Here is a 26,633-nt window from a genome sequence, read left to right on the forward strand (position 1 = left end):
TCCATTATTTTGATTGATCTGTATCTAAAATCGTACTCTCCAAAGCATTCACAGTAAAATACTCTTGCACTTTCTTTTTCTCGCCGTTCACTTTTTTATCATACTCCACCGTAACTCTCCATACCGGAGCCAGCACCTGCGTGCTTGTCAGCGGATATTGCGCCACATAGCCGAATTTGACACTCTTTATGGTGCAGTATTCTTTTAGTTGATTTTGATAGTACAATAATTCAACCGCATCAAGCTCAGTAATTAAGTTTTCTTTCTGAATCTGTTTAAAGGTTTCAAGCGTCGACTGCTCGTATGACACAACCTCGTTTTTATCATTTAAGTGCAAAATCACTTGTCCGATCATATTAGAGGAGTTGTCAGTCTTCTGATAAATGTAATGGCCTTCATACGTTTGGAAGTAAATGATTTCTTTTTTAGATTTATCCACCTTCCAAAACTTATATTTTTCACCATCTTGAATTTTAGAAGACACAAGCGCCTGTGCATCGTCCTCTATGTTTTTCTTTGAAAGGGCAATCGGGCTCGTAAACTTCATCTTTAAGTTCGTTACTTTATGATCATCACTAGGCATATCCATCATAGGCTTTTGATCCTTGAGTGATTCAATTTCATCCTTGGTGAAGACTTTTTGATTGGCTGTGATCCGATAGCCTTCTATCGCTTCTTTATCCAGACCTTCATACGTGATATGGTCTGCCTTCATGTCATGCTCTACATCATTTTTAATGACTTCATATTCTTTACTATTAGATTGCTTCTCAAAAAACTGATAGCCTAAGAAAATATCTAAAATGAGGAAGGCAACGATGAAGATTGTTTTTGTCTTATTCCACTCCATTGTCTGCCCCCTCCTTCGTCAATAATTCCTTCGTAATCGGCACCACTTTTCCATTTATTCTCATAGCCCAAACCGGTTCAAGCTCAACAAGAGGATCATCGTTGGTTGATGTTGAGATCATCTGATACGCAGGGAAAATCTGATCAATTTTGTCCGTATCATACGCCGTTTGTCTGGACAGAAGAGCCCTCACTTCCCTGCCGCTCATCAGCTGTGTCTCACTTGTTTTAATCGGATTGGTCCCAAGACTGTAGTTCGGCCGTTTATAGCTGAGAATATCGTCATTGGCCCATTGGACGGTGATTGCCGAAGTTCCGCCAAACGGTTTAGACATGCTGTTAATGACCGGGAGCTGATCCATAAAGATATAGAAGCTCAGCTGCTGGCTGTCGTTGATATTAAAAAATTGATAGTGATCCGTCCAGCTTCCTGTATCCTCTAGGTACTTCTGGCTCTTTTTGATTAATTCACCTGTTTGATACGAAGTGCTCTGCACTAAATTACGCTGCTGGAATTGAACCTGCCGCTGGGTCAGGCTGACATCTAAACGGCTGATGCCGTCCGTCAGTACATTTCTGTTATTATAATTCGAATCTTCTCTTACAATGCTCGGATCGCTGAACAGCGCTTGTTTAAAAGTGTTTGTTTTAATTGATTCCGTGACAAATTCCTTTTTATCCATCGTAAGCGATTTGTTCGGAAGCAAAAACTCTTTCTTTGTGCCAATCGAGAACAAGCTGTACGCAGGCATATTTGATTCTTTGTTTTTTAAATCGTTCATGATATTCCGGTAGTTTGCTGATTCAACCGTCACTTCCAGAATAAGCTGCTTGCTGTAAGATACCAAATAAATCTTCTTATTCGTTTTTGTTTCATCGAATGGGATCATAATATGATCAAACGAGCTGTATTCAAACGATTGATTGGACCATTTAAACAGCGTTTGAATAATATCAATAGGTATCGTGTCACTGAATTGCAGATCAAGCTTGGCAGCAGAACCGCCTCTTCCATAAAACCAGCTCTTAAATCCGGCCTTATCATATTGATCCGATATATCTTTAATGCCTTTTACATCCCAATGCGGCAAATCTGACCAGACTTCATCATAAAGCGTTTCATCATCGACCTTATAATGAGCCCCGTCATCATGAATAAACATTTCCCGCGGTTTTACCGTTTCAGACAGCTTTTGGGTATTTTTTTCAATTTTATGCTTCTCACGCACTGTAGACTCTGCTGATGACGAGTCTTCAGAAAAATTAGGCTGAAATGTCCATATACTCCATGTAAAAACAAGACTGATGACGACGAGTACCGTAAGTAATATTGTTTTTATATTTTCACGCTTCATCCCAATCATCCTCTTGTTCCTCTTTATATGGAAGAGTAAAAGTTATCGTTGTTCCTTTTCCTTCTACACTGTCTGCCCAAATATCTCCGCCGTGCGCCTGAACCATTTCCCTGGCAATAGCAAGTCCCAGACCGGTCCCGCCGAGCTTTCTCGTTCTCGCTTTATCAACCCTGTAGAAGCGGTCAAAGACTTTTTCGACATCCTTTTTCGGAATCCCGATCCCTTCATCCTTAACGCTGATATAGAGAAGTTCTTCCTCTTCATTTACGTCAATCGAGAAGGTGACATGTCCGCCTTCAGGCGAGTATTTTAAAGCGTTGGATATAATATTATCGAGCACCTGCGTAATTTTATCCTGGTCAATCTCCACATACAGGTTTCTGTCCGGCAGATTGCGGATAAATTCCACATGCTGCTCCTTCGTCATTTCAAAACGATCAATAATGAGCGACATAAATCGGACGATTTGAATCCACTCACGATTAAATTGATAATCCTTGCTGTCAAATTTAGAAAGCTGAAGCAAATCGTTTACAAGCCGAATCATCCGCTCTGTTTCATTCTGCGTCACCATTAAGAAACGCGGTGCAATGTCTTTATTTTCCCACGCGCCTTCCGCTAACGCCTCTAAATAACTGCGCATGGTTGTAAGCGGCGTCCGCAGCTCGTGTGATACATTTGCTACAAACTCTCTGCGCTCCTGGTCAATTTTCTCCTGCTCGGTTACATCGTAAATGACAGCAATTAAACCGTCGATTTTGCCATGCTCCCTTTGAATAACGGAGAAATTGACACGAAGCACTGTCAATTCATCGTCGCGCTCAATTTCGAGCAGCATAGAGTCCTGCTGTTCGACTAAATCTTCAAAAGTATAATTCTCTTGAATCCCCAGCAAGCTTGTAATCGGCATTTCCAAGGCTGTTTCACGTGAAACGTTCAGCAGCTCCAGCGCCGGGCTGTTCAAAAGAATAATCGCGCCGTTTCGGTTTGTGGCAATAACGCCATCCGTCATATAGGCAATAACAGAGGAAAGCTTTCTGCGTTCACCCTCTGTCATTGCCTGAGCATCTTCAAGCTCTCTCGTTAAGTGATTAAACGTTGTGGCGAGCTGTCCAATTTCATCATGTCCGTACTTTCTAACCTTCCTGGAAAAATTTCCTTTCGCAAGCTCCATTGCCTGCTTCCTCATATCTGAAAGCGGGTGGGTAATGGTTCTGGCCAGAAAAATACCGAGAAGGGCTGTCAAAACGAGGGCCAAGCCAGTGCCGGAGGCCAGTATCGTGTTGATGGTCTTCATTTGGCCAAAGACATCTTCCATGCTCGCTACTACATAAATCGCTCCGACAACCTCTTGGTTTTCAGTCGTAACGGGCTTTGCGGAAATGAGGACTCTTATTTTGCTTTTCGGGTCATAATATTTTCTAGAATAAGACTGTTTCGTAGAAAAAATTCTTTTGAAAATGAGATCCGTCGTTTGTTTCCCTGCAACTTCTTCTCCATATGGCCTTGAAGAGCCTACCACTTCATAGCTTTTATCAACAAAACTAATTTCCCGAATCTCATCACTCTTCGTAAAGTCATTCAAAATTCGGCTGACATCATCCTTAATGACGGTGCTGTCATTATCACTCTTATATTCCTGCTCAATATAATAAGAAAGGTTGTCGATTCGCTGATTAAGCGACTGTTCATAAGAGGTAATCAGCGACTTCTCTACCTGATTGACAAAATACACACCAATGACTTGCATCGCGATGATAATCAAAAGCACATAAATCAAGGTAATCTTAAATTGGATCGACCGAAAAAAACCAACCTTATTCATTGGGCATTAGTCCTGTTCTGGGTTTCTCAAGTAATAACCGACGCCGCGGCGTGTAACAATCCAATTTGGATGGCTTGGGTTGTCCTCAATTTTTTCACGAAGGCGGCGCACTGTTACGTCAACCGTTCTGACATCCCCAAAGTAATCGTAGCCCCAGACCGTTTGCAGCAAGTGCTCACGTGTCATGACTTGTCCGATGTGTTTTGCCAGGTAATGCAGCAATTCGAACTCACGATGGGTTAATTCAATCGTTTCATCCCGTTTTGACACTACATACGCGTCAGGGAAGATGACGAGGGAGCCGATATGAATGTCGTTGGAAGATGATTCTTCCTCCGCTGGCGCTGTTGTCAGCTGGCGGCGCAAGTTCGCTTTCACACGGGCTAAAAGCTCACGTGTGCTGAATGGTTTCGTAACATAGTCATCCGCGCCGATTTCAAGCCCGATGACCTTATCAATTTCTGAATCCTTAGCCGTCAGCATAATGATAGGCATATCGTATTTCTTTCTGACTTCACGGCATACTTCAACGCCGTCTTTATTCGGAAGCATAATATCTAAAAGAATTAAATCAGGCTGAATCTCTTCCACCATTTCAACGGCTTCATTTCCGTCATAGGCGCAATGCACTTCATAGCCCTCTTTTCTTAAGTTGAATTCTAATATATCTGCAATCGGTTTTTCATCATCTACTACAAGGATCTTTTTATCCATCATCTTTGATTTCCTCCTGCCGAATGGTCTTCATTTCATCTATATCACATTCGTTACATCACTTATGGCCCAAATAGAACAATGGGTCCTTGTCTATTATAACGGTTTAAGGTCAAAAGATAAAAAAAATAAAGGTTTAGAAAAAAACACATTTTTCACCTTCATCCACCAGTTGTCTATCTTTTGTCATGTTTTTCAACTTTTCTTAAAAAAGATAATTTAAATGAAACCTCCCCTCACCTGCGTGCGTCTTTTTATTGACGTCTTCTTCTTTGAACCGGCCGCAGGGCCGGTTCTCCCTTTTTCTTCTATTATAACACTCCGCATGTTTATCCTTTTTATAAAGAAAAAACGCACCTACGATTGCAGATGCGTTTGGTAAGTGGCTCGGGACGGAATCGAACCGCCGACACACGGATTTTCAGTCCGTTGCTCTACCAACTGAGCTACCGAGCCAAATCATTTATTTTTCTCTACTAAGTAAAGTAAAATGGCGGTCCGGACGGGACTCGAACCCGCGACCTCCTGCGTGACAGGCAGGCATTCTAACCAACTGAACTACCGGACCTTACAGTAATTTGTCTGGAGAGTTGTCGTGTCAACTCTCGCAGACAAATAAGGAATTTAGCAATAACGCTAAAGTAAATCAATGACCCGTACGGGATTCGAACCCGTGTTACCGCCGTGAAAGGGCGGTGTCTTAACCGCTTGACCAACGGGCCTTCACAAAAATGGTGAGCCATGAAGGACTCGAACCTTCGACCCTCTGATTAAAAGTCAGATGCTCTACCAACTGAGCTAATGGCTCTTAAGATGCGGATTTTTCATAGAGCAAAACGACTTGGATCAAGTTCTTATCTTGTACTCTATTGAAGCAGTTTCCGTAACAACGAGATTTATAATATCACGAACAAATAGAAGTGGCAATAACTTTTTTGGTTTTTTTTCATATTTTTTTCTCAGACCAACTTATCTGCAGTTTTCAAACAAAAAACAAGCCCCTGAAAACAGGGGCTTGCGGGTAGTCTGCTTAGTTCGCACGGTACACGCTGCGAAGGACATTTGTCTGTGAACGGTCTGGACCGACAGAGAAAATAGAAAGCGGAATGCCTGTCAGCTGAGACACACGCTCAAGATAGTGGCGCGCGTTTTCCGGAAGCTCGCTAAGGCTCTTCGCACCTGTGATATCTTCAGTCCAGCCTGGCATTTCTTCATAAACCGGTTCACATTCTGCAAGTTCTTTAAGGCTTGCAGGGAACTCTTCGATGACTTCTCCTTTGTAACGGTAAGCCACACAAATTTTCAGTGTTTCAATACCTGTTAACACGTCAATTGAGTTCAATGAAAGATCTGTGATTCCGCTGACACGGCGGGCGTGGCGGACAACGACACTGTCAAACCAGCCGACACGGCGCGGGCGGCCTGTTGTTGTTCCGTATTCACGTCCGACTTCACGGATTTGATCGCCGATTTCGTCTTTCAGCTCAGTCGGGAAAGGACCATCGCCGACACGAGTCGTATAGGCTTTTGAGACACCGACTACGTGCTGGATTTTTGTCGGGCCGACACCTGAACCGATGGTGACTCCGCCGGCAACCGGGTTAGATGACGTAACAAACGGGTATGTTCCTTGATCGATATCAAGCATAACCCCTTGTGCGCCTTCAAATAACACGCGGCGTCCTTCATCAAGCGCATCATTTAAAACAACGGATGTATCGCAGACATATTTCTTAATCTGCTGTCCGTATTCATAATACTCATCTAAGATATCTTCTATTTTAAATCCTTCTGTCTCGTACATTTTCTCAAGCAGACGGTTTTTTTCTTCAAGATTGCGTTCGAGTTTCTCCGCAAACGCGTCACGATCCAACAGATCGGCGATACGAATGCCGATACGGGCTGCTTTATCCATATAAGCAGGGCCGATTCCTTTTTTCGTTGTGCCGATCTTGTTTGCTCCTTTTCGCTCTTCTTCCACTTCATCCAACTTCAAATGATACGGCAGAATCACGTGAGCTCTGTTGCTGATTCTCAGGTTATCTGTACTGACGTTGCGCTCATGAAGATACGCAAGCTCTGTGACTAATGCTTTTGGATCCACAACCATTCCGTTTCCGATCACACACGTCTTATCTTTATAGAAAATTCCAGACGGGATTAAGTGAAGCTTGTATGTGACTCCGTCAAACTTGATGGTGTGCCCTGCGTTATTTCCGCCTTGATAACGGGCGATCACTTCTGCATTTTCTGACAGGAAATCTGTGATTTTGCCTTTCCCTTCATCGCCCCATTGCGTACCTACTACAACTACTGAAGACATGTCCGTGCACCTCCGTTAACCTTTCAAAAACGATTCTATTCAAACAAATCAAGTTTATCAGTGAAGAAACAGAAAGTCAATTGTAAATCCGAACATTAAATTCTTGTAAATCCAAATTCGTTCGCTTTAAATGACTTTAGAAGCGTTTTCTTAAAGATTTGCCTTGAAAAGCTCATGAAACTTTTATCCTTTAGCAGAGGAAAGAATCACTTGCCTGAAATCCCTTTTGTGTTCATGAACACGATCCGCCAGCCGTCTGGATCCTCAATTGTCACCCCTCCATGACTCCAGTACGGGTTCTCAGGTTCAGCCTCCTGATAGTCCATGCTTTTTAATTTTGCAGTGATGGCTTTGATGTCTTCTTCGCTCAGCACATAAAAGACGAGCAGGCTATCTGGGTGGGGAACGGGGGCTGTTCTTTCCTCTGCATGCTGGGTGAATTCCAAGTGGTAATCGGTATGCGGGAGGCCAAACATGACTCCGTCAAACCCATTATGCTGATGAAATTCACCAATTCGTTCTAAGCCCAGCCCTTCTTCATAAAAGCGAATGATCTGATCAAGCCGGCCCGTAGGTCTTGCTATCCGAATTTGCGCGGCATGAAATTGTGAAAAACGATTTCTCATTGTTACCCTCTCCTTTTTGTCTCATTTTATTAAAACGCTTTCATTTTTACATCCGCTAAGTGGCTGGTTCCTCTTCAGTCTTTTGGATGAGAAAACCCCAAGAAGAAGCTCTTGGGGTTTACGCGCCAGGCGGAACACCTGCGTCGTCAAAACGCCGTTCCAGGTTGACGAATTTATTGTATTCTTTTACGAACGCAAGAGACACGGTTCCTACCGGGCCGTTACGCTGTTTGGCAATAATGATTTCGATAATGTTTTTGTTCTCAGATTCTTTGTCATAGTAGTCATCACGGTAAAGGAACGCGACAATATCCGCATCCTGCTCGATACTTCCTGATTCACGGATATCAGACATCATCGGACGTTTATCCTGACGCTGCTCAACGCCACGTGAAAGCTGAGAAAGCGCGATAACAGGGACTTGAAGCTCCCTGGCGATCGATTTCAGTTCACGGGAAATTTCTGATACTTCCTGCTGACGGTTATCCTTTGAACGTCCGCTTCCCTGAATCAATTGCAAGTAATCAATCAAAATCATGCCAAGGCCGCTTTCCTGCTTCAAACGGCGGCATTTGGCGCGGATTTCACTGACACGGATACCCGGTGTATCATCGATATAAATCCCGCTGTTGGACAGGCTTCCCATCGCCATCGTCAGCTTGCCCCAATCTTCTTCGGTCAGATTTCCTGTACGAAGATTTTGGGCATTGATATTTCCCTCGGCACAAAGCATACGCATAACGAGCTGCTCGGCACCCATCTCAAGACTGAAAATGGCTACACTCTCGTCGGTCTTCGTCGCTACGTTTTGCGCGATATTCAAGGCAAAGGCCGTTTTCCCTACTGACGGACGGGCAGCCACAATAATCAAGTCATTGCGCTGGAATCCGGCAGTCATCCGATCAAGCTCAGAAAACCCTGTCGGAATCCCGGTAATATCGCCTTTTCGATTGTGAAGCTGCTCGATGTTATCATACGTCTGAACAAGGACATCCTTGATATTTTGGAAGGCGCTTGTATTTTTGCGCTGCGCCACTTCCATAATCGTTTTTTCCGCTTCACTGAGTAAATCTTCGACCTCGTCCTCGCGGGTATATCCGTCCTGAGCGATGGTTGTCGCTGTTCTGATTAATCGGCGAAGAATTGATTTTTCCTCAACGATCTTTGCGTAATATTCTATGTTAGCCGCTGTCGGCACCGAGTTTGCGATATCAGTCAGATACGATATGCCTCCCACTTCTTCCAGCAGGTCCGTGTTGGCAAGCTCTGACGTCACCGTAACTAAATCAACCGGTTCACCGCGGTCTCCGAGCACCAGCATCGCATTATAAATTTTTTGGTGGGACATTCTATAGAAATCATCTGGAATCAATACCTCTGAAGCCAGTGTTAAAGCAGACGGCTGTAAAAAAATAGCGCCTAACACGGCTTGTTCGGCTTCTATATTTTGCGGCGGCAGCCGATCATTCAGAAGGTCTGTCATGCTAAGCACCGTCCTCTCATTAAAAAATCTCCAAACTCCATTTTACCATTTATCCAGAAAAAAAATAGAAAAATTCTTTGTTTCCCATTTTTTTCAGTCAGCAGATTGGATAGTTTCGGACAGTGCCAGGCTGGGAAAAAAACTGATAAAACTTGAGGGAGGAATGAATGATGCTGAAAAAATACGCCGTAACACCCAACGTCGATGCGGACGGCTGGTTTATCAAAGTGGAGAATGTGGCGCCTACAGCTTTATACACCTCAAAAGACGCCGCTATTGAAAAAGCGAAGCAGGTAGCCAAAGAGAACAGTCCGGCGAAGCTTGTGATTTATGACCAGCATAAAAATGTGGAAGATGAATTCTCTTTCTAACAAACTGAAAGCCTTCGCTGCCGCGGGGCTTTTTTTAGCGGGTACGACACGCTATTCCATCCATTTGAATCCAATACGCATCATGAGATCCGCCGCCTTTTGATACAGCTCCCACTCTTCAAAGGAAGCAAATTTCCCCATCAGCTCCTGAAGCTTATGCCGCAATGCAATATATTCTTCCAATGTGACAGCTTTCTCTGTGTCTATCTGTTGCTCATACAGCATTTGTTTTAATAATGATAACGGTTTGTTCATGATGAACCCTCCTTATCTCTTTTATAAGGGGCATTTTCAGAATGCACCATCCCTTTGTGATATCTTCTTACGTTCCGCATCTGATTCTTGTACAATGGACAAAAGAGAGGAGGGATCTTTGTGAGACCTTTGCAAATTTCTGCTGAAACTGCACAAAAGCTTGCAGAGTCTTTGAATCTGCCGCTTGAGCAGATCATGCATATGCCTCAGCATATTCTGCTTGCCAAAATGGCTGAATTGCAGAAAGAGGACAAATCATAACCTGCACTCGCATACTTGCTTACATGTATCGGAATGATATTAAGTATATGTTAGAAAAGAGGAGTAACTGCTTTGCCACATCCACAAAATAAAAAAATCCAATCGTTTTGGCTGATTGCCGGTATTATCTTTATCGCGTTTAACTTAAGACCCGCAATCACTTCAGTCGGGCCGGTCATCAGCTCCATCAGGACCGAGCTGCACATGTCCAATGGGGCAGCCGGTTTTTTGACCGCACTGCCGCTGCTTTCGTTTGCCGTTCTTTCTCCGCTCGCGCCTAAGCTCGGACGGCGCCTCGGAAATGAGCGAACCTTATGGCTTGGTCTCCTGATACTGTTTATCGGTGTTTTGATTCGATCTGCCGGCTATACCCCCGCTTTGTTTTTCGGAACGGCACTCATCGGAATCGGAATTGCGATCGGAAACGTACTTTTGCCAAGCTTAATCAAACATAAATACCCTGAAAAGCCAGGGATCATGATCAGCCTGTATACGACATCAATGAATATATTCGCTGCTTTAGCATCAGGTCTCAGCGTTCCTTTAGCGTCCCAGTTGGATGGCGGATGGAAACAGGGATTTCTTTTATGGGGAGGCTTGGCATGTCTAGCCTTGCTGATTTGGCTACCTCAGCTTCGCCATCGGGATGCGTCCAACCAGACGCCGCAGCTTAAAACCAGTCCGATTTGGGCTTCCAAAGTGGCATGGTTTGTCACCATCTTCATGGGCCTGCAATCATTTTTATTTTACAGCAGTATCGCCTGGTTTCCTGAGATTCTCCGTTCACACGGGATTGATACGTCAACCGCCGGATGGCTGGTATCACTCATGCAATTTGCGAGTCTGCCTTCCACTTTTCTGACACCGGTTTTAGCTGACCGCGTGAAACATCAGCGCGGTATCGTTGCAGCGCTGACCGCAGTCTATCTGATCGGTCTATGCGGATTATTAACAGGCGGCAGCCATGCTATGCTTGCCATCTGGATGGTGATTATCGGTATCGGACAAGGCTCCAGCATTAGTCTGGCACTCACTCTCATTGGACTCCGCAGTGAAAATGCGTATCAGGCTGCAGCGCTTTCAGGTATGTCACAGTCATTTGGCTACCTTCTTGCAGCCGTCGGGCCGATCTTTGTCGGGTATCTCTTTGACCAGACACATTCATGGACAATGCCGATTGTGCTTCTTATTGCTGCTTTAATCGTCATGGGAACAGCAGGACTCGGGGCAGGACGCGATCGATACGTCCTTCAGACAGAGAGAAAGAGAAATTCAGCGTAGAAAAAGGGCGGGGAAGATGTCTCCGTCTCTTTTTTTATGAAAAAGCTGTCAGACATTCCTTGAATCTTTATGGTTTATTCATAAGTTTTTCATATTTGTTTTTTACAATAGGACATCATAAAGAGGTGAAAAACGATGAAAACCAAACGTTTCGACACGGTCCTTATTGTTATTTTGCTTGCAGCGGCTTTTCTCAACACCTATCACATTTGGCAGGATGACGCCGCGAACCAATACTATCTGGCAGCGGTGAAAAGCATGACGCAGAGCTTCCACAATTTCTTCTATGCGTCATTTGACCCTTCCGGATTTGTAACAGTTGATAAGCCGCCTGTTGTTTTATGGATTCAAACGATTTTCTCGCTGATCTTTGGTGTTCATACGTGGAGTGTCATCATTCCTCAGGCTCTCGCCGGGGTTGGATCGGTATTCCTTCTGTACAGAATGATCAAACCGACATTTGGCATTGGAGCGGCCCGCGCCGCCGCACTTGTCATGGCGCTGACACCGATCGCAGTCGCCGTCAGCCGGACAAACAACATTGACAGTATGCTTGTCTTTACCTTATTGCTCGGTTCATCATGCCTGCTTCGGGCGGTCAAAGAAGGCAAGCTCGTTTGGCTTCTGACGGCATTTGGCCTGATCGGCCTTGCATTTAATATGAAAATGATGCAAGCCTTTATGGTATTGCCTGCATTTGTGTTATTCTACCTGATTGCTACTCGGGTTTCGCTAAAGAAAAGAATAGGTTCGCTGATTCTGTCTCTTATCCTCCTGACCGGTATATCGCTCTCATGGGCGGTTATTGTGGATTCAACATCCTCCTCCAGCCGGCCGTATATCGGAAGCAGCCAGACAAACTCTGTGTTAGAACTCGCCTTCGGATATAACGGCACAGAGCGGCTGCTTGGGCAAACCACCGGCCTTGCACGCGGTGATATGAATGGCGCAGGCGGCAGTAACATGCAGAATAATGGCACGATGCAAGCGCCAAATCACAATGAATCCTCTGACGGAACCTCTTCATCTCAGAACAGAAACAGCAAGGCAGATGGAAATCAAAACAGCACCGGTTCCTTCGGGGGCAATGCACAGGCTCCTCAGCCGCCTTCTGGACAAAGCGGCGCTTCCAATGGAGGGGGAGGCACACCTCCAACAGGCGGACCAGGAAATGGAGGACCCGGCGGTGGCGGCGGAAAAAGCATGAACATGTTCGGCACAGGTGATGCAGGACTGCTTCGTCTCTTCCAATCTGCTCTTTCCGGCCAGATCAGCTGGATGCTTCCATTCGCATTGATCGGATTACTAGGTGTAATTGTCAGCTGGTACCGTGATCGCCGCGGTCAGGCTACAGAAATGAAAGAAACGATATTCTGGACAGCATGGCTCTTACCTGTGGCAGGTTTCTTCAGCATCGCGGGATTCTTCCACCAGTATTACTTGATTATGCTGGCACCGCCGATTGCCGCACTTTCCGGTATCGGATGGTATACAATGTATCGCTTATACAAAAACAATAAAGATTGGGCAAGCTGCCTGCTGCCAGCGGCCGTCTTCATCACAGCCGCATTCCAAGTCTATATGTTAAGTGCTTATACAAGCCAAATCGGCAGTGGTTGGATGTATGTACTCGGACTCGCAGGACTCGGCATCACCATTGCTCTGCTCATGTTCAAAAGCAGCAAACAGCTAATCATTGTCAGCTTATGCGTGCTGCTGCTCGCACCAATCTACTGGTCAACAACGCCGCTTTTATACGGGGGCAACAGCGTTCTTCCTGAATCCGGCCCGCAGCTTAAAAGCTCGGCAAACGGAGGAAACATGTTCTCCTCAGAAATGGACACCGGTCTCCTGTCTTATCTGAGGGAGCATAATACCGGCGAAGAGTATTTATTTGCTACGTTGACAACCGTAACGGCTGCGCCATATATCATCAATACAGATGAATCTGTCATGGCACTCGGCGGCTTCAACGGCACAGATCCGATTCTGACTGTCTCTGAGCTGAAAAAACTGGTCAATGAGGGCAAAGTGAAATACTTCCTGCTATCAGAAACTAACTCAGGCAATACTGAACTCGTTTCTTGGATCAAGAAACACGGCCAAGAAATATCTTCTGACGAGTACAGCAGTTCCACGAGCAGCACAAGCAGCCTGCAAGGCATGAAAGGTGGACCTGGCGGAGAAAGCCGGCAAACCCTTTATCTCACAGAATAAAAAAAGAGGCTTGGATCAATCCAAGCCTCTTTTCTATTAAGCTTCTTCTTTCACATGTACCTTTAACACAGCCTGCACCTCAGGATGCAATTTCACAGGAACGTTTGTATATCCTAACGCACGGATGCCGTCCGGCAGTTCCAGCTTCCGCTTATCCACTTTAATGTTATGGTCTTTTTGAAGCTGTTCAGTAATTTGCTTGCTTGTGACAGAGCCGAACAAACGGCCGCCTTCACCTGATTTCGCGCTGAGCTCAACAGTCAGTTTTTCTAATGTTTCTTTTAAACTCTTTGCCTGCTCAAGCTCTGCGATGGCTTCTTTTTTCTCTTTCTGCTTTTGACCGTTTAGTACACTGATGTTTGACGCGTTCGCTTCAACCGCGAGGCCTTTTTTAATCAGAAAGTTATGCGCATAACCGTCTGCTACGTTTTTCACTTCGCCTTTTTTTCCTTTTCCTTTTACATCCTGTAAGAAAATAACCTTCATCTTTGTACGCCTCCCTCAAAATACTCATCTATGGCGCCCTTCAGCCGCTCCAGCGCTTCTGTTACTGAAATGCCGGATAACTGAGTCGCCGCATTTGTTAAATGTCCTCCGCCTTCCAGCGCCTCCATGATGATCTGAACATTCACATCGCCAAGAGACCTCGCACTGATACAAACAGTTTGTTCATCACGTCTTGCTACCGCAAATGAAGCCTCAACCTCGCTCATCGACAGCAGTGAATCCGCAGCCTGCGCAATCAGCACTTGATCGAAATATTCATCCTCATTCTCAGGCAGAGACGCAATCGCGATGTTCTCTTTATAGAGGGCCGTATGCTGGATCAGCTTCGCCCGTTTAATATAGGAATCAACGGTTTCTTTGAGGAACTTCTGCACAAGCACCGTATCGGCGCCTTTCGCTCTTAAATATGAAGCTGCATCAAAGGTCCGCGAGCCCGTGCGGAGTGAAAAGCTCTTTGTATCCACTATTATACCAGCTAATAGGGCGGTTGCTTCAATCATATTGATTTTTAAGCGCTTCGGCTGATACTCTAGCAGCTCTGTCACCAATTCCGCTGTTGATGAAGCGTACGGCTCCATATAGACGAGCAGCGGGTCTCTGATAAATTCTTCGCCTCTGCGGTGATGGTCGATGACCACAATATGTTCAATTTTGTTTACCAGCCGTTCTTCCATGACAAGCGACGGCTTATGTGTATCCACGATGACAAGCAGCGTGTCGTCATTGGCAATTTCCATCGCTTCTTCAGGCGTAATGAACCTTGACCACAGATCTTCATATTTTTTGATTTCCTCAATCAAGCGCTGCACACTTGAACCGATTTGATTCGGATCAATCACAATAAATCCATCTTTGTTATTTGCCTGTGACACCTTTAATATCCCGATCGCCGCGCCGATAGAATCCATGTCGGGGAATTTGTGTCCCATGATAATCACATTGCTGCTTTCAGAAACGATTTCCTTTAAAGCATGAGAAATCACGCGGGCGCGCACCCTTGTTCGCTTCTCCATCGGGTTTGTTTTACCGCCGTAAAACTTCACTTTACCGTTTGGCAGCTTAATGGCTACCTGGTCTCCGCCGCGTCCCAGCGCTAAGTCCAGACTGGATTGCGCCAAATCGCCAAGCTCCTTCAACGATGAGACCGAAGCTCCTATACCAACGCTTAAGGTCAGCGCAACGCCGTCAAATGAAGTTTTTTCCCGTACCTCATCCAGAATCGAAAACTTCGAATTTTCAAGTTCGGTTAAAATGTGTTCATTAAGCACAGCGATGAAACGTTCGGATGAAGTCCTTTTCAGGAATATTCCATACTCCTGCGCCCAAGCGTTGAGCAAAGATGTCACTTGGCTGTTCATCGTGCTTCTCGTCTGGTCGTCTAATCCTTGGGTCACATCATCATAGTTATCAAGGAAAATATAGGCCAACACAGTTCTTTCATTTTCATATTGCTTTTCAATCTGTATCTGTTCCGTCACATCGAAGAAATAAAGCAGACGCTCATCCCGTTTGATGACCACTTTAAATTTTCGGTCATTCAATGTAACCGTTTCCGATTCTACCTCTTGTTTGATGAGCGGCACAACTGATTCACAAGTATCATAAAGTGATCTCCCCACTAATGTACTTTCATTAAAGCAAGAAGAGAGAAACGGATTTGCCCATTCTATATAGTATTGATCATTAAAAAGCATGATGCCGATCGGCATTTCCATCAATGCCTCTTCACCGACTTTTTTCAACCTGTAGGATAACGTAGAAATATAAGCGTCAATCTCTTTTCGAATAAGAGAATCCGCGCGTTTTATAAAAAACAGTATAACTGCAAGCAGCAACACTTCGACGGTTCCTATGATCCAGTTAAAATAAAAGCTGATGAGGATTGTAATGATTGACAAAGTAATCAATGCATAGATGGGATACCGAAACAACGGTTTTTCATAAAAGCTTGGCATTTCTATCACTCCCCACCATGTGAGTACAACTCATATTCACTTCACCTTATTCCTTATGTTAAAGCCCATGTCCATAACGCCTAAAATGCGAATGGCTGCCATAAAAATCGGATGCAGCAGACCAAGAATGACTGCAATGACGGCGACTGCCTTCGGATATTTTTTCTTATGGCAATAGAAAAAGATAAATGATAAACCCTGGATAAAAATAAGAAACCCGAGTATAAACTCCCCATTTAAAGCGATAGAGTACAGCATTTGGCCTTTTTCTAAAGGCAGAAATGAAAGAATGACAATCAACAAATACAGTACTACCACACTTTGCGGAAACTTCAACTCTCTAAAAGGCTTTAGACTAGGAATATCGGGGGAGAATCGCCTTAAGAGCGGCTTAGCGATAAGGTAACTGAGGAAAGAAAAAATGGCTCCTACCATCACGATAGCTGTTGGAAAAAGATATTGAACCGTACTCAATTGTTCTTTCATCAGTTTCATTTGTTTCTCAAGCTCTTCAGCATTACCCGATTGTTTCAAAACGGATTCAACGATATCGAGTGATTGCCGGTATTGTGTCATTGCTTCATCAATGATATTGATACCCAAAAACTGAATGCTTATCACAAAATAGAACACGATACAAAGCATATAAATAAGGGCACCCGAAATAATAGCATGACCGGGTTCTCTTTTTTTGAAAAAATGCCCCATGGCAATGCCCGCACAAGCTGACATAAAAGCTACAATAAGTCCGTTAAAGGACCCGACAATAAAGACAACAGGAAGACTGACAGCGCCCATCCATAATCCTAATTTCAATCCGTGTCTGATCGTATAAAGGATCATAGGCAGCGGCAGTGCAAATAACAGAATTGTTCCAATCAATGGAACATAAACGACCAACAATGTGATGATCGCAAACAAACTGATTAAAATAGCACTTTCCATTAATGCTCTTGTTTGTTTCACTTAGTCACCTCGTATCATACTGAACATACGAATAGAAAAGAGCAGCATAAACGACTGCTCTTTTTTTCATCGCCGCAACATGTTTTGCACCAATGTTTTCATATCATCTCTAAAATTACTTTTATATTTTAACATAAGTCCAAATCGCAAGTAAAATGACGTCAATGTTTCATGTGAAACATTGCAAACGAAAAGACATTCTTTAAAAGAATGCCCATCACTTCTTATTCTTTATCATCCATAAAACCAGAAGTTTCTTTGTTTTTCTTCTTCGTTTTTCTGACATACACAAATATTAAAATCACAAGTAAAAGGGTTGTTGCTTGCAGAACGCCGCTGCTAAACAAGAAAAAGTTCTTTATCATGTCCCACATCGTGTTTCACCTCTTTTTGGATGTTCTCAACCCGTATCCTATATAAGGTGAGTTTCCCTTTTTAAAAACTTCAAAACATCATGAACAACATTGAACGTTGGGCATATGCTGATACAGAATCTGATTGATAAAGGAGATTTGTTACATGGATGAACGCAGAACGTTGGCTTGGCATGAAACATTAGAGATGCATGAGCTGGTTGCTTTTCAGGCAAACGGGCTCATTAAACTGAAGAAAATGATTAGAGAAGTTAGAGATCCTCAGCTCAGACAGCTTTATAGCGTGTCCATTCAGGCCGTTGAGCAAAACTTAAAAGAGCTTCTCCCATTCTTCCCTCAGGCGCCGATGCCTCGCGATGATGAAGAAGAAGAACGCGCGGATAACCCATTTTACAGCGGTGACCTGCTCGGCTTTGCCAAAACATCTGTCCGCAGCTATGCCATCGCAATTACAGAAACAGCAACACCTCAATTGAGAACCGTACTTGTCAAACAGCTAAACGCTGCCATTAAGTTGCATGCGCAGGTTTATCAATACATGTATCAGCATGGATACTACCCATCTTACAACCTTTCTGAGCTGTTAAAAAATGACGTCAGAAACGCCAATAAAGCCATTTCGATGAAATAAAAGAAGCAGCAAAGGCTCTCCCTTTGCTGCTACTTCTGCTGTTCTTTTAATAAACTGTTCGAACGACGCGCCTCCAGTACTTCTCGATTGGCGTCGCCCCATTCTTTCATTTGCAATACAATCGGCTCAAGCGTTCGCCCGAATTCTGTCAGAGAATACTCAACCTTGGGCGGCACCTGGTGATAAACTTCGCGATGAACAATGCCATCCGCTTCAAGCTCCCGAAGCTGCAGGGTCAGCATTCGTTGGGTAATACTCGGGCAGATTTTGCGAAACTCATTGAACCGTTTCTTGCCTTCTATCATGTGATAAAAAAGGATTCCTTTCCACTTTCCGCCAATGACATCTAGTGTAAATTCAACTGGACAGCCTTCTTTGTTCGGATAAATATTATTTTTTCGGCTCATGTTCGCCCCTCCAATAGTACCTTTTTTGATACTACAGATCATTTTGCAACTGACCTACCCAGTATTTTACACACCTTTCCTCTTCCACTCAAAAAAAATGCTTTTTATTCACATCAATTTTTAAGGGTTTGCATGATTACACCCGCAGCAAGACGTGTTAAACTATAAAAAGAATGTTTACACTACTTAAAAAAGGATAAGGAGTTATCATGGAAAAAATACTTATTTTCGGACACCAAAATCCAGACACAGATACGATTTGCTCTGCTATTGCTTACGCTGATTTAAAAAACAAACTCGGTTTTAACGCTGAGCCTGTCAGACTTGGACAAGTCAACGGCGAAACTCAATATGCGCTTGATTACTTCAAACAAGAAAGCCCTCGTCTTGTAGAAACAGCTGCAAACGAAGTGAACGGCGTTATCCTTGTTGACCACAACGAACGCCAGCAAAGCATCAAGGATATTGAAGACGTTCAGGTTCTTGAAGTCATCGACCATCACAGAATCGCAAACTTCGAAACAGCTGAGCCGCTTTACTATCGTGCTGAGCCTGTCGGCTGTACGGCTACAATCTTAAACAAAATGTACAAAGAGAATAACGTAACAATCGAGAAAGAAATTGCCGGCCTTATGCTGTCTGCTATCATTTCTGACTCTCTGTTATTCAAATCTCCAACTTGCACTGATCAAGACGTAGCGGCAGCAAAAGAACTTGCTGAAATCGCTGGCGTAGATGCTGAAGAATACGGCTTAAACATGCTGAAAGCCGGCGCTGACTTAAGCAAAAAAACAGTTGAAGAGCTGATTTCTCTTGATGCAAAAGAATTCACACTCGGCAGCAAAAAAGTCGAAATCGCACAAGTCAACACAGTTGATATTGAAGATGTGAGAAAGCGCCAAGCTGAGTTAGAAGCAGTGATTTCTAAAGTTGTGGCTGAGAAGAACCTTGATCTGTTCCTTCTTGTCATCACAGACATCTTAGAAAACGATTCACTTGCACTTGCAATCGGTAACGAAGCGGACAAAGTGGAAAAAGCGTTCAACGTCACATTAGAAAACAACACAGCCCTTCTTAAAGGCGTTGTTTCTCGTAAAAAACAAGTCGTTCCTGTGTTAACAGACGCGATTGCAGAATAATAAAAAAGCATCCCGCTCCCGGGATGCTTTTCCTCATTCGCCAAGCTTTTCAATTTGCCCCATTACATCAGTCATTTGCTTAGTGTTTTGGATCAATTCGGATTGCTCCAATTCCTCAAGCGATACCTTTCCTTCTTCCACTTGATGCAAGACGTCTTCCGCACTTTTTTGCAAAGTTTCGTTATGCTCCTGCAGGGTGTTGTGAAGCTCCGCTGCGGCATCAGGCGGGGTTAATTCATTAAAATCAGCCGCTGCCTTTTGAATGGACTCAAGCTGTGTCTCTAGTTTTTCTTTCGCCTCAGTGTCATTTACAGCTTCCTCAGCTAATGCAGGCGCTTCCTCTGCAAACGTCTTCACCTTTTCCACATAAGCTGACGCTTCATTTGTATAATCCAGCCCGTCATTCACCTGATCCAGTATTCCGCATCCGCCTGCCCCCAAAAGACCAGCGCCGGCCAAAACCGTCAGAACCATTTTCTTCATTGTTTGCCCCCTTATCGTTTCTTCTTCATTTTTTCTTTTAAGATCGGAATCAATTTCTCTTTCGCTAATGGCAGCCCCTTCTTCACCAATTCATGTTTCAGCCATTTCTTCAGCTTAGACATCGTAAATCTCCTCTCCCTTTTTTGATAAAAATGAAAAAAACTCCACCGATTTGGTGAAGTTCAGAAACAAAAAGACCTTCACCAAATCAGATTTGGCAAAGGTCTCGCTAACAATTAAATTGCCAGCAAAGCCGAGGACACCTTGTCCCGTAATGACGACTTTACTGTGAAAGCTACTCCCCTTTGGAGTGTTCATTTTTATTACTTTCATTCTAAAGCAATGGGCTTTTCCAGTCAAATTCCTGCTGTTCGTTTACATAAAAGAGAGCTGTGGTATTTAAAATTTGAATGGTATTTACATCCGGAGATCATGCTATGACAGAGGAGGTTTTCATCATGAGTCAAGAGCGCGTGAAACGGCCCGGGCATACCAGATGGTATATATCTTCGTTACTGAGCGGCATTATCATTCTTAATTATTTTGATCGAGTGGCCATTTCTGTAGCTGCCCCGGCGATACAAGATTCGTTTCACCTCACAGCAACTGAACTCGGCATTGTGTTTTCGATTTACACATATTCGTACACACTGATGCAGCTGCCCGTCGGAAGTTTATTGGACAGGTTTGGCGTGGCCTGGGTCACAAGAATCGGAATGACGGTTTGGAGCATTTTAACGATCATTCTCGCTTTTTTACAAGGAAAACTGCTCTTATATGTGTTCCGTTTTCTCATTGGGCTGACAAGCGCATCGGCGTTCCCCGCCGCTTCCAAAGCAACCGCTCTATGGTTTCCGCCAAGCGAACGGGGTCTGGCGAACTCACTGTTTGATTCAGCCGCCAAATTTTCAAACGTAATCGGAGCGCCGCTGGTCGCCTTTCTCGTCACAACATTTGACTGGCGGGTCGCCTTTTTAACGATCGGATGCATCAATGTGCTGTTTACCATCTTTTTCTGGCAGTACTACGAGCAGCCCGAACGGCACAAACGCATTTCCAAAAGCGAATTAAACTATATTCAGAAACACAATACAATCACAACAGAACAAATCCCTTACAAAACGGGTCCGCTTTTAAAAAAGCTTTTCACTAATCGTAAAGTATGGGGCTTAATGATCGGATTTACGGGGTACGGCTATACATTCAACCTGCTGCTTACATGGCTTCCGACTTTCTTTAAGCATACATACGGAATGGATCTCATGTCATCCGGTTTATTCACCGCCGTGCCGTGGCTGATCTCAACCATTTCCGGCATTGTGGTCGGCGGCTGGCTCGTCGATTACCTTATCAAAAAAGGCTATTCCAACACCAAGGTGTACCGAACCGTGATCATTGTAGGGATGAGCTTCGGCTTTTTCTTTTTAGGCTCCATTTTGACGAATAATATCACCGTCGCGATTATCTGCATTTCAATCGGCCTCGCCGGCGTTTCTGCAACGGCTCCGGTCGGCTGGTCCATCTCCGCAGAACTGGCCCCGATTGGCGCCGTTTCCATGCTGAGTTCCATGGTAAACCTGGCAAACAACCTATTCGGAGGCATAATCGCCGCTTCACTCACGGGATATTTGTTTGATGTGACAGGTTCCTTTACGCTCAGCTTCCTGGTTGCCGGTTTTGTATTGCTGCTTGGGCTGATTTTTTACGTATTTGTGCTGGGAGATGTGAAAAGAATTAAGTTGGAGTAAAGAGTGCTTGTGTTGCAAGCACTCTTTTCTTTGATCATAAAACGGCTTTCTCGGGGGCTATATCCCATTCTCACCGGGTAAAAATAACATCATTTTTATTCTTGACTCCAACCAAAGGTAAGGCCTCATAGTGATAGAGGAAGGAGGGATTGAGCTGTGAAAGTAACAGTAAAAGAACTGTCGCACATTGCGAACGTGACAATCAAAACGCTTTATCATTACCACAAAATCCGCTTGCTGGTCCCAAAAGAAATCAGCGAAGCCGGGTATCGGTACTATGGTGCCGACGAGCTAAAAAGACTGCAGGAAATCCTTTTTTACAAAGAATTAGATATTCCTTTGTCAGAAATAAAAAGGTTATTAGATGAGGATGCTGACAGAACTGGCACATTAGAAAAGCAAAAAAAGCTGTTTGAAAAGAAAATTAAAAAGTACCATCGCTTCGTTCAAACGGTCAATACGTCTTTAGAATACACAAGAAGAGGTGAGAACATGGATCATAAGGTCATGTTTAAAGGATTTGAAACCGCTGACGAATGGAAACAATCTTTAGCGGAACAAAATGACCATTTAAAAGAGCATTACGATTTTGAAGTAGATACCCACGCTGTCAATGTAGATGAAATGAACAAAATGGCGATAGAGGCAAAACATTTTCTTGATGGAATGGCTGATTTTTTAAGAAGCGGTGTCACGTATCATGACCCTGCCGTGCAAGAGCATGTCATGAATCATATTACGTTCCTGAATCAAAACGGACATCCGACAAGCAAAGAAGATTACGTAAAACAAACACGATTTTTTATGCAGGATGATTTCCATCGAGGAATGTTAGAAGAGCAGCAAACCGGTTTATCTTATTATCTGACCGTCGTTGCAGAACACCTGTAGCGTGAGTCTTTGCGACTACGCATTCTCTCTGCTCAAGTTGCGGCACCGCCAACAATCGATACATTCTGCCGGTCAACGCCAAAATTCCGCCCGTTCCATTTCAATACGGTTTGAACATATCCCAATGAGTCAGCGTTATATCTTCCGGCGATCCGCTGATACGCCAGCAATTCGTATACGCCGTCTCTGTTGAAATCAACCGGATACAAGCCGGATAAAGGATTGACCCAGCCTTCTATCGGCGCTTTTAAAACACCCTGATTCGTATAAATTTCATTCAAATAGTCTCTGCCTTTGTAAGTAAGATCCAGTATATACTGTTCATGCTGGCGTTGACTGATCACGCTCGCTTTATATTGATTTTGATAGCTCACACTGTACTTGAATTCATCATTAAAAGAATCCGAATTGAAAATCTGTCTGAACTGCCGGTTCATATAGGCAAACACATACGCATAGATAGAGCCTCCGCTTCCCCCGGTATCGATTACAACAGCCACATCTTCCGTTTGATTGCCTGTCACATCAGCCAGAAAAAGTGACGGATTGTATCCGATATTGTTATGAAGCTGGATTTGCCGTTCCTGATGTGTTTTGCCGTCACGTATCACCAAAGTGATATTTCTCCATAGCGGACTGCCTGACGTTTGATTGCCAATAAGGAAGACTTCATCAGCGACTCCATCTCCCGTCACGTCACCCCGCGCTGCAGTAATAATGGCGCGCGAGAAAACGGGCTGCCTATAGGCATATGGATACTGGTAAAGCGTTGATTCTCCGGCATGATAAACCCAATAAGGTGCCATTCTGCTGTTGTATGGATTCAATTGAATTCACCCTTTCCTATTCACCTTCATGAATCATTATATGCAGGAAAAGTACACAGCAGATCACATGCAGCCCGTCTTGTTTCAGAATGTCACGAAAATGAATGTCAATGTAGAGGAAGGGCCTGTAAAAAGAACCGGTGCGCTTGGTCCGATTCTATCTGTCTATATAAGAGATCCAGATCAGAACCTGATTGAACTATCACAGTATCTTTAAATCTCCCAAAACATACCGTGAATTTGGTATGTTTTTGAGGGACTTATTCCTTCTAAAAAAACGATACTCAAAATAGTTTCACCCTTCTCCCCAACCAATTAATATTCTTTAATCTCTATACTTTAAAACATACCTTTTATACAGTTCTTCATTATAAAGAATGCTTTGTCCATGCGATGAGCAGATAAGAATTGGTTTGATTTCATCTATGATTGCGCCGCTATCTATATTCTCATTCATATCGACGCTAAATTTTCTGATAGGCGGGTGCAGCTCCTCCTTACTTGTAATAAAAAGGTCTCCCGATAATAAAATGTTATCAGTTTCATGATGGTAGATAACATGCCCCGGAGAATGTCCGGGTGCTACATAGTATTGTATCGGCAAATGAGCAAGTGTATGCTCCGTCAGCGGCCGGACAATATATGCTACCCCTGTGTTTTCGACGTCATTTTTGTTCGGATAAGGCGCTTCTCCATTTATATAAATCAGTTCTTTTTGATGGGCATAAATAGGAATGTCAAACTTCTCTAACCATCTTGCTGCACCTTGAATATGATCACTATGGCCATGGGTCAGCAGAATGGCTTTTGGATTGCCAATTGCCAACGCTGCCATTATTTGCGCATCTGCGAAACGTTCTATTCCTGTATCAATGATATAAACATCATCGCCATCTTTAATAAACCAAATATGAACTGGGATATGAATCGGTACATCGAGTTCAAATTCACACTGATAGACATGTTCTGATATTTGTATTAAGTTCAAGCAAACCACTTCCTTTGTATATTTTTGTTACCATTACTGTAATACAATTTACAAATAAGGTGGATATGTAATGAAGCACATTTTTGTAACTTAAATTGTGAGGTGACGATATGGGAAATCGGTTCAATGGGTATGGTGCTTGCAGTGCAGAAGGAAAAAAGCATGTCCTGCAGAAATGACTTTACACATTATCTGCGGAAAATGGAAAGGGTATCATCATCGATATCCTATCTCATCAACCGGTCAGGTTTAATGAACTGAAAAGATGAATACCAGGTATCAGACAAAGGATGCTGACGTTGCAAATAAGGGAACTAGAAGCAGATGGTGTAGTGAAGAGAAAGGCAGAGAATACTGTACCGGAAAAGGTGGAATATTCTTTAACAAAGCTCGGCGAAAAGCTATCTCCTATCATTTCATCGATGGGGAATCGAATATCTGAGTCATTCAAAACCGCCCAGAGCGTAATGAAAGGGACATGGCTGACTATTAAACATAGCTTCATGCCAATTAAAAAACCTGGACGAAAAAATTCAAGATCATCACAGGCTTTAAGTATTTCAAAATATAAGGAATTACATCACTTTACTTTGCGTTTTTATCAATATGGCGCCGTCCATCTGCTTTGTACACTCTCTATGTTCTTTTTACAGATGGAGAAAGTATGTTTCCTATTAGATACTCAATTTAAAGTATTTCTCAAATGCAGCTTTTCCGCTTTGTGTAACCTTAATAGCTCTAGTTTTAGGCATACGCACAATCCATTGTTGTTCTAGCATCCTATCTAATAATGCATGTCCCAAAGCGCCTGCTAAATGATGCTGCCGCTCGCTCCAATCTAAACAGCAAAGCGCAAAAGATCTCCTCTTATTTCTTTGTTTTTCTTCGTCGACTCCAAAATCCTTGAAAAACAAAGAGCCTTCTGAAGTCACCTCAAACTGTAAATCCGCTTTTCGTAAGAAGCCCTGCTCGACTAATGAATGTGTCACTTGCACGCCGATGTAACCAGCCAGATGATCATAACAGGTACGGGCAAAGTGTAAATCACTTTTTTCTTTTGAATCATTGAAAGACTTCACTTTTGAATCAGGCGAAATACTGAGCAATTGTTCGATCACTTTTGCAGCATCGGCGCTAGCCAATTTATAATACCGATGTCTTCCATGCTTCTCTACACTGATGAGCTGTGCTTCAAGTAATTTTTGCAGGTGAAAGCTCGCAGTTTGAGGCTTGATTTTCGCGAAATATGCAAGCTCTCCAGCAGGGTGTATTCTTCCATCCATAAGGCTCAAAAGAATAGAAGAACGCGTGGGGTCAGATAGTAACGAAGCAACCTTTGCAATATTAGGATTCATCATTCTCCTCCTTACATTCATATTTCGATGATAGTTGAAATGTTAAACCTTTACAATATAAATAAATAATGATTAGGAGGCAGTAAGCGTTGAACAGTGAAAAACAAGACACCCTTCATTTTAAAGAAATCAAACCAAACATTATGTACTATGGCACGTCAACATTCCTTCTTTCCACTTTGAATGAAGACGGAACCACCAATATTAGTCCGATGTCTTCCTCGTGGGCGCTTGGAAACTATATTGTTCTGGGCGTAGGACTAGGAGGAAAAGCCATTGAAAATATAAAGAGACACAAAGAATGTGTCATTAACTTGCCCAGCCCCGATTTATGGAAAAACGTTGAAAGAATTTCGTCTTTTAGCGGAAAAAAGAATATCCCGCCTTTGAAGAAACAGCTCGGGTTTACTTACAAAAAAGAGAAATACGAAGCGGCAGGGTTAACACCTTTACCATCAATGACAGTAGCACCAACAAGAATTAAAGAATGCCCTATCCAAATAGAAGCAGAAGTGAAACATATTCGGATACCAGATTACGAACCATCATTTGCGATTGTGGAAACACAAGCTTTACATTTTCATGCCGAGGAAAAGATCATATTGAACGACAACCACATTGACCCTTCAAAATGGAGTCCGCTTATTTATAATTTCAGACACTATTTTGGTTTAGGAAAAGAAATAGGAAAAACCTTTCGTTCGGAAACATGACTCAATAAACCTTTTAATGGGAAATTGCGTATTATACCCCTTCTATGTTTCAATGGAAATCGTTAGTAACAGCTTAAAATAAAAACGGA

General features: G+C 43.4%; 26 protein-coding genes, 4 tRNA genes and 2 pseudogenes. 11 read left to right on the plus strand and 21 right to left on the minus strand.

What is annotated here, in order from left to right:
* Positions 1-4: 4 nt before the first annotated feature.
* The 11 genes from P3L57_RS20265 to dnaB form a co-directional block, all read right to left on the minus strand.
* Positions 5-850: a two-component system regulatory protein YycI gene (locus tag P3L57_RS20265; RefSeq protein ID WP_044160203.1), complete on the minus strand. Its 846-nt coding sequence runs from the start codon at positions 848-850 to the stop codon at positions 5-7.
* Positions 837-2,204 carry a two-component system activity regulator YycH gene (gene yycH / locus P3L57_RS20270; protein WP_044160402.1) on the minus strand — a complete coding sequence of 456 codons (1,368 nt, stop codon included), beginning with the start codon at positions 2,202-2,204 and terminating at the stop codon, positions 837-839. The genes P3L57_RS20265 and yycH overlap by 14 nt, the downstream gene beginning before the upstream one ends.
* Positions 2,194-4,029, minus strand: coding sequence for a cell wall metabolism sensor histidine kinase WalK (walK, locus tag P3L57_RS20275; RefSeq protein ID WP_044160205.1), 1,836 nt, complete (start codon positions 4,027-4,029; stop codon positions 2,194-2,196). The genes yycH and walK overlap by 11 nt, the downstream gene beginning before the upstream one ends.
* A 6-nt stretch (positions 4,030-4,035) precedes the next feature.
* Positions 4,036-4,743, minus strand: coding sequence for a cell wall metabolism DNA-binding response regulator WalR (walR, locus tag P3L57_RS20280; protein WP_069486998.1), 708 nt, complete (start codon positions 4,741-4,743; stop codon positions 4,036-4,038).
* 383 nt (positions 4,744-5,126) lie between these two features.
* Positions 5,127-5,199, minus strand: a tRNA-Phe gene (locus tag P3L57_RS20285).
* A gap of 35 nt (positions 5,200-5,234) precedes the next feature.
* Positions 5,235-5,311 (minus strand) — tRNA-Asp (locus P3L57_RS20290).
* Between the two features lie 82 nt (positions 5,312-5,393).
* Positions 5,394-5,465 (minus strand) — tRNA-Glu (locus tag P3L57_RS20295).
* A 10-nt stretch (positions 5,466-5,475) separates the two neighbouring features.
* A tRNA-Lys gene (locus P3L57_RS20300) sits at positions 5,476-5,551 on the minus strand.
* A gap of 222 nt (positions 5,552-5,773) precedes the next feature.
* Positions 5,774-7,066 carry an adenylosuccinate synthase gene (purA, locus tag P3L57_RS20305; RefSeq protein WP_044160210.1) on the minus strand — a complete coding sequence of 431 codons (1,293 nt, stop codon included), beginning with the start codon at positions 7,064-7,066 and terminating at the stop codon, positions 5,774-5,776.
* Between the two features lie 206 nt (positions 7,067-7,272).
* Positions 7,273-7,692, minus strand: a complete 420-nt coding sequence (locus tag P3L57_RS20310; RefSeq protein WP_069486653.1) for a VOC family protein — start codon at positions 7,690-7,692, stop codon at positions 7,273-7,275.
* A gap of 118 nt (positions 7,693-7,810) precedes the next feature.
* A complete protein-coding gene (dnaB, locus tag P3L57_RS20315; RefSeq protein ID WP_024123520.1) occupies positions 7,811-9,175 on the minus strand; it encodes a replicative DNA helicase in 1,365 nt (454 codons plus the stop codon).
* Between the two features lie 170 nt (positions 9,176-9,345).
* Here dnaB and P3L57_RS20320 point away from each other — a divergent pair, with 170 nt between their 5' ends.
* Positions 9,346-9,546 carry a DUF2188 domain-containing protein gene (locus P3L57_RS20320; protein ID WP_044160214.1) on the plus strand — a complete coding sequence of 67 codons (201 nt, stop codon included), beginning with the start codon at positions 9,346-9,348 and terminating at the stop codon, positions 9,544-9,546.
* Between the two features lie 51 nt (positions 9,547-9,597).
* Here P3L57_RS20320 and P3L57_RS20325 read toward each other — a convergent pair whose 3' ends face one another.
* Positions 9,598-9,801, minus strand: a complete 204-nt coding sequence (locus P3L57_RS20325) for a hypothetical protein (RefSeq protein ID WP_044160216.1) — start codon at positions 9,799-9,801, stop codon at positions 9,598-9,600.
* 120 nt (positions 9,802-9,921) lie between these two features.
* On the opposite strand from P3L57_RS20325, the gene P3L57_RS20330 reads away from it, so the two are divergent.
* The 3 genes from P3L57_RS20330 to P3L57_RS20340 all read left to right on the plus strand — a co-directional run bounded on the left by P3L57_RS20330 (position 9,922) and on the right by P3L57_RS20340 (position 13,560).
* Positions 9,922-10,062: a YycC family protein gene (locus P3L57_RS20330; protein WP_003242786.1), complete on the plus strand. Its 141-nt coding sequence runs from the start codon at positions 9,922-9,924 to the stop codon at positions 10,060-10,062.
* Positions 10,063-10,134: 72 nt separating this feature from the next.
* Positions 10,135-11,343 (plus strand): CynX/NimT family MFS transporter, encoded by a 1,209-nt coding sequence (locus P3L57_RS20335; RefSeq protein ID WP_069486652.1) that lies wholly within the window; start codon positions 10,135-10,137, stop codon positions 11,341-11,343.
* Positions 11,344-11,478: 135 nt separating this feature from the next.
* Positions 11,479-13,560 carry an ArnT family glycosyltransferase gene (locus P3L57_RS20340; RefSeq protein ID WP_069486651.1) on the plus strand — a complete coding sequence of 694 codons (2,082 nt, stop codon included), beginning with the start codon at positions 11,479-11,481 and terminating at the stop codon, positions 13,558-13,560.
* A 36-nt stretch (positions 13,561-13,596) separates the two neighbouring features.
* Here P3L57_RS20340 and rplI read toward each other — a convergent pair whose 3' ends face one another.
* The 4 genes from rplI to P3L57_RS20360 all read right to left on the minus strand — a co-directional run bounded on the left by rplI (position 13,597) and on the right by P3L57_RS20360 (position 17,362).
* Positions 13,597-14,046: a 50S ribosomal protein L9 gene (gene rplI, locus P3L57_RS20345; RefSeq protein ID WP_010332608.1), complete on the minus strand. Its 450-nt coding sequence runs from the start codon at positions 14,044-14,046 to the stop codon at positions 13,597-13,599.
* Positions 14,043-16,022 carry a cyclic-di-AMP phosphodiesterase GdpP gene (gene gdpP, locus P3L57_RS20350; RefSeq protein WP_044160221.1) on the minus strand — a complete coding sequence of 660 codons (1,980 nt, stop codon included), beginning with the start codon at positions 16,020-16,022 and terminating at the stop codon, positions 14,043-14,045. The genes rplI and gdpP overlap by 4 nt, the downstream gene beginning before the upstream one ends.
* A gap of 36 nt (positions 16,023-16,058) precedes the next feature.
* Positions 16,059-16,988 (minus strand): YybS family protein, encoded by a 930-nt coding sequence (locus tag P3L57_RS20355; protein WP_277617468.1) that lies wholly within the window; start codon positions 16,986-16,988, stop codon positions 16,059-16,061.
* A gap of 224 nt (positions 16,989-17,212) precedes the next feature.
* Positions 17,213-17,362 (minus strand): hypothetical protein, encoded by a 150-nt coding sequence (locus tag P3L57_RS20360; RefSeq protein WP_044160223.1) that lies wholly within the window; start codon positions 17,360-17,362, stop codon positions 17,213-17,215.
* A 145-nt stretch (positions 17,363-17,507) separates the two neighbouring features.
* Between P3L57_RS20360 and P3L57_RS20365 the strand changes: the two genes are divergently transcribed.
* Complete coding sequence (locus P3L57_RS20365) at positions 17,508-17,993, plus strand: spore coat protein (RefSeq protein WP_044160224.1); 486 nt, start codon at positions 17,508-17,510, stop codon at positions 17,991-17,993.
* 29 nt (positions 17,994-18,022) lie between these two features.
* Here the strand turns inward: P3L57_RS20365 and P3L57_RS20370 are convergent, their stop codons facing one another.
* Positions 18,023-18,400 carry a winged helix-turn-helix transcriptional regulator gene (locus P3L57_RS20370; protein ID WP_059335333.1) on the minus strand — a complete coding sequence of 126 codons (378 nt, stop codon included), beginning with the start codon at positions 18,398-18,400 and terminating at the stop codon, positions 18,023-18,025.
* 209 nt (positions 18,401-18,609) lie between these two features.
* Here P3L57_RS20370 and P3L57_RS20375 point away from each other — a divergent pair, with 209 nt between their 5' ends.
* Entirely contained in the window at positions 18,610-19,539 is a 930-nt protein-coding gene (locus P3L57_RS20375; protein WP_010332614.1) for a manganese-dependent inorganic pyrophosphatase, read from the plus strand.
* Between the two features lie 33 nt (positions 19,540-19,572).
* Here the strand turns inward: P3L57_RS20375 and P3L57_RS20380 are convergent, their stop codons facing one another.
* The gene (locus P3L57_RS20380; RefSeq protein WP_069486649.1) at positions 19,573-20,022 is read right to left on the minus strand and encodes a DUF6376 family protein; all 450 of its coding nucleotides are present in this window, start codon (positions 20,020-20,022) and stop codon (positions 19,573-19,575) included.
* Between the two features lie 437 nt (positions 20,023-20,459).
* Between P3L57_RS20380 and P3L57_RS20385 the strand changes: the two genes are divergently transcribed.
* Both P3L57_RS20385 and P3L57_RS20390 read left to right on the plus strand, forming a co-directional pair.
* Positions 20,460-21,770, plus strand: coding sequence for an MFS transporter (locus P3L57_RS20385; RefSeq protein WP_044160227.1), 1,311 nt, complete (start codon positions 20,460-20,462; stop codon positions 21,768-21,770).
* 156 nt (positions 21,771-21,926) lie between these two features.
* The gene (locus tag P3L57_RS20390; RefSeq protein WP_069486648.1) at positions 21,927-22,661 is read left to right on the plus strand and encodes a MerR family transcriptional regulator; all 735 of its coding nucleotides are present in this window, start codon (positions 21,927-21,929) and stop codon (positions 22,659-22,661) included.
* A 32-nt stretch (positions 22,662-22,693) separates the two neighbouring features.
* On the opposite strand, the gene P3L57_RS20395 is transcribed toward P3L57_RS20390, so the two are convergent.
* A complete protein-coding gene (locus P3L57_RS20395; RefSeq protein WP_059292129.1) occupies positions 22,694-23,488 on the minus strand; it encodes a hypothetical protein in 795 nt (264 codons plus the stop codon).
* Between the two features lie 97 nt (positions 23,489-23,585).
* Here P3L57_RS20395 and P3L57_RS20400 point away from each other — a divergent pair.
* Positions 23,586-23,705: pseudogene (locus P3L57_RS20400) on the plus strand (VOC family protein); the annotation flags it as partial.
* 108 nt (positions 23,706-23,813) lie between these two features.
* On the opposite strand, the gene P3L57_RS20405 reads toward P3L57_RS20400, so the two are convergent.
* Positions 23,814-24,476: an MBL fold metallo-hydrolase gene (locus P3L57_RS20405; RefSeq protein ID WP_044160230.1), complete on the minus strand. Its 663-nt coding sequence runs from the start codon at positions 24,474-24,476 to the stop codon at positions 23,814-23,816.
* Between the two features lie 110 nt (positions 24,477-24,586).
* Between P3L57_RS20405 and P3L57_RS20410 the strand changes: the two are divergent.
* Positions 24,587-24,901, plus strand: a pseudogene (locus P3L57_RS20410) (winged helix-turn-helix transcriptional regulator); the annotation flags it as partial.
* A gap of 249 nt (positions 24,902-25,150) precedes the next feature.
* Here P3L57_RS20410 and P3L57_RS20415 read toward each other — a convergent pair.
* Positions 25,151-25,831 (minus strand): ArsR/SmtB family transcription factor, encoded by a 681-nt coding sequence (locus P3L57_RS20415; RefSeq protein WP_059292128.1) that lies wholly within the window; start codon positions 25,829-25,831, stop codon positions 25,151-25,153.
* 89 nt (positions 25,832-25,920) lie between these two features.
* Between P3L57_RS20415 and P3L57_RS20420 the strand changes: the two genes are divergently transcribed.
* Positions 25,921-26,544: a flavin reductase family protein gene (locus tag P3L57_RS20420; protein WP_044160235.1), complete on the plus strand. Its 624-nt coding sequence runs from the start codon at positions 25,921-25,923 to the stop codon at positions 26,542-26,544.
* The last annotated feature ends 89 nt before the right edge of the window (positions 26,545-26,633 follow it).

It is taken from the genome of Bacillus sp. B28 (assembly GCF_029536185.1).
Taxonomy (GTDB): domain Bacteria; phylum Bacillota; class Bacilli; order Bacillales; family Bacillaceae; genus Bacillus; species Bacillus halotolerans.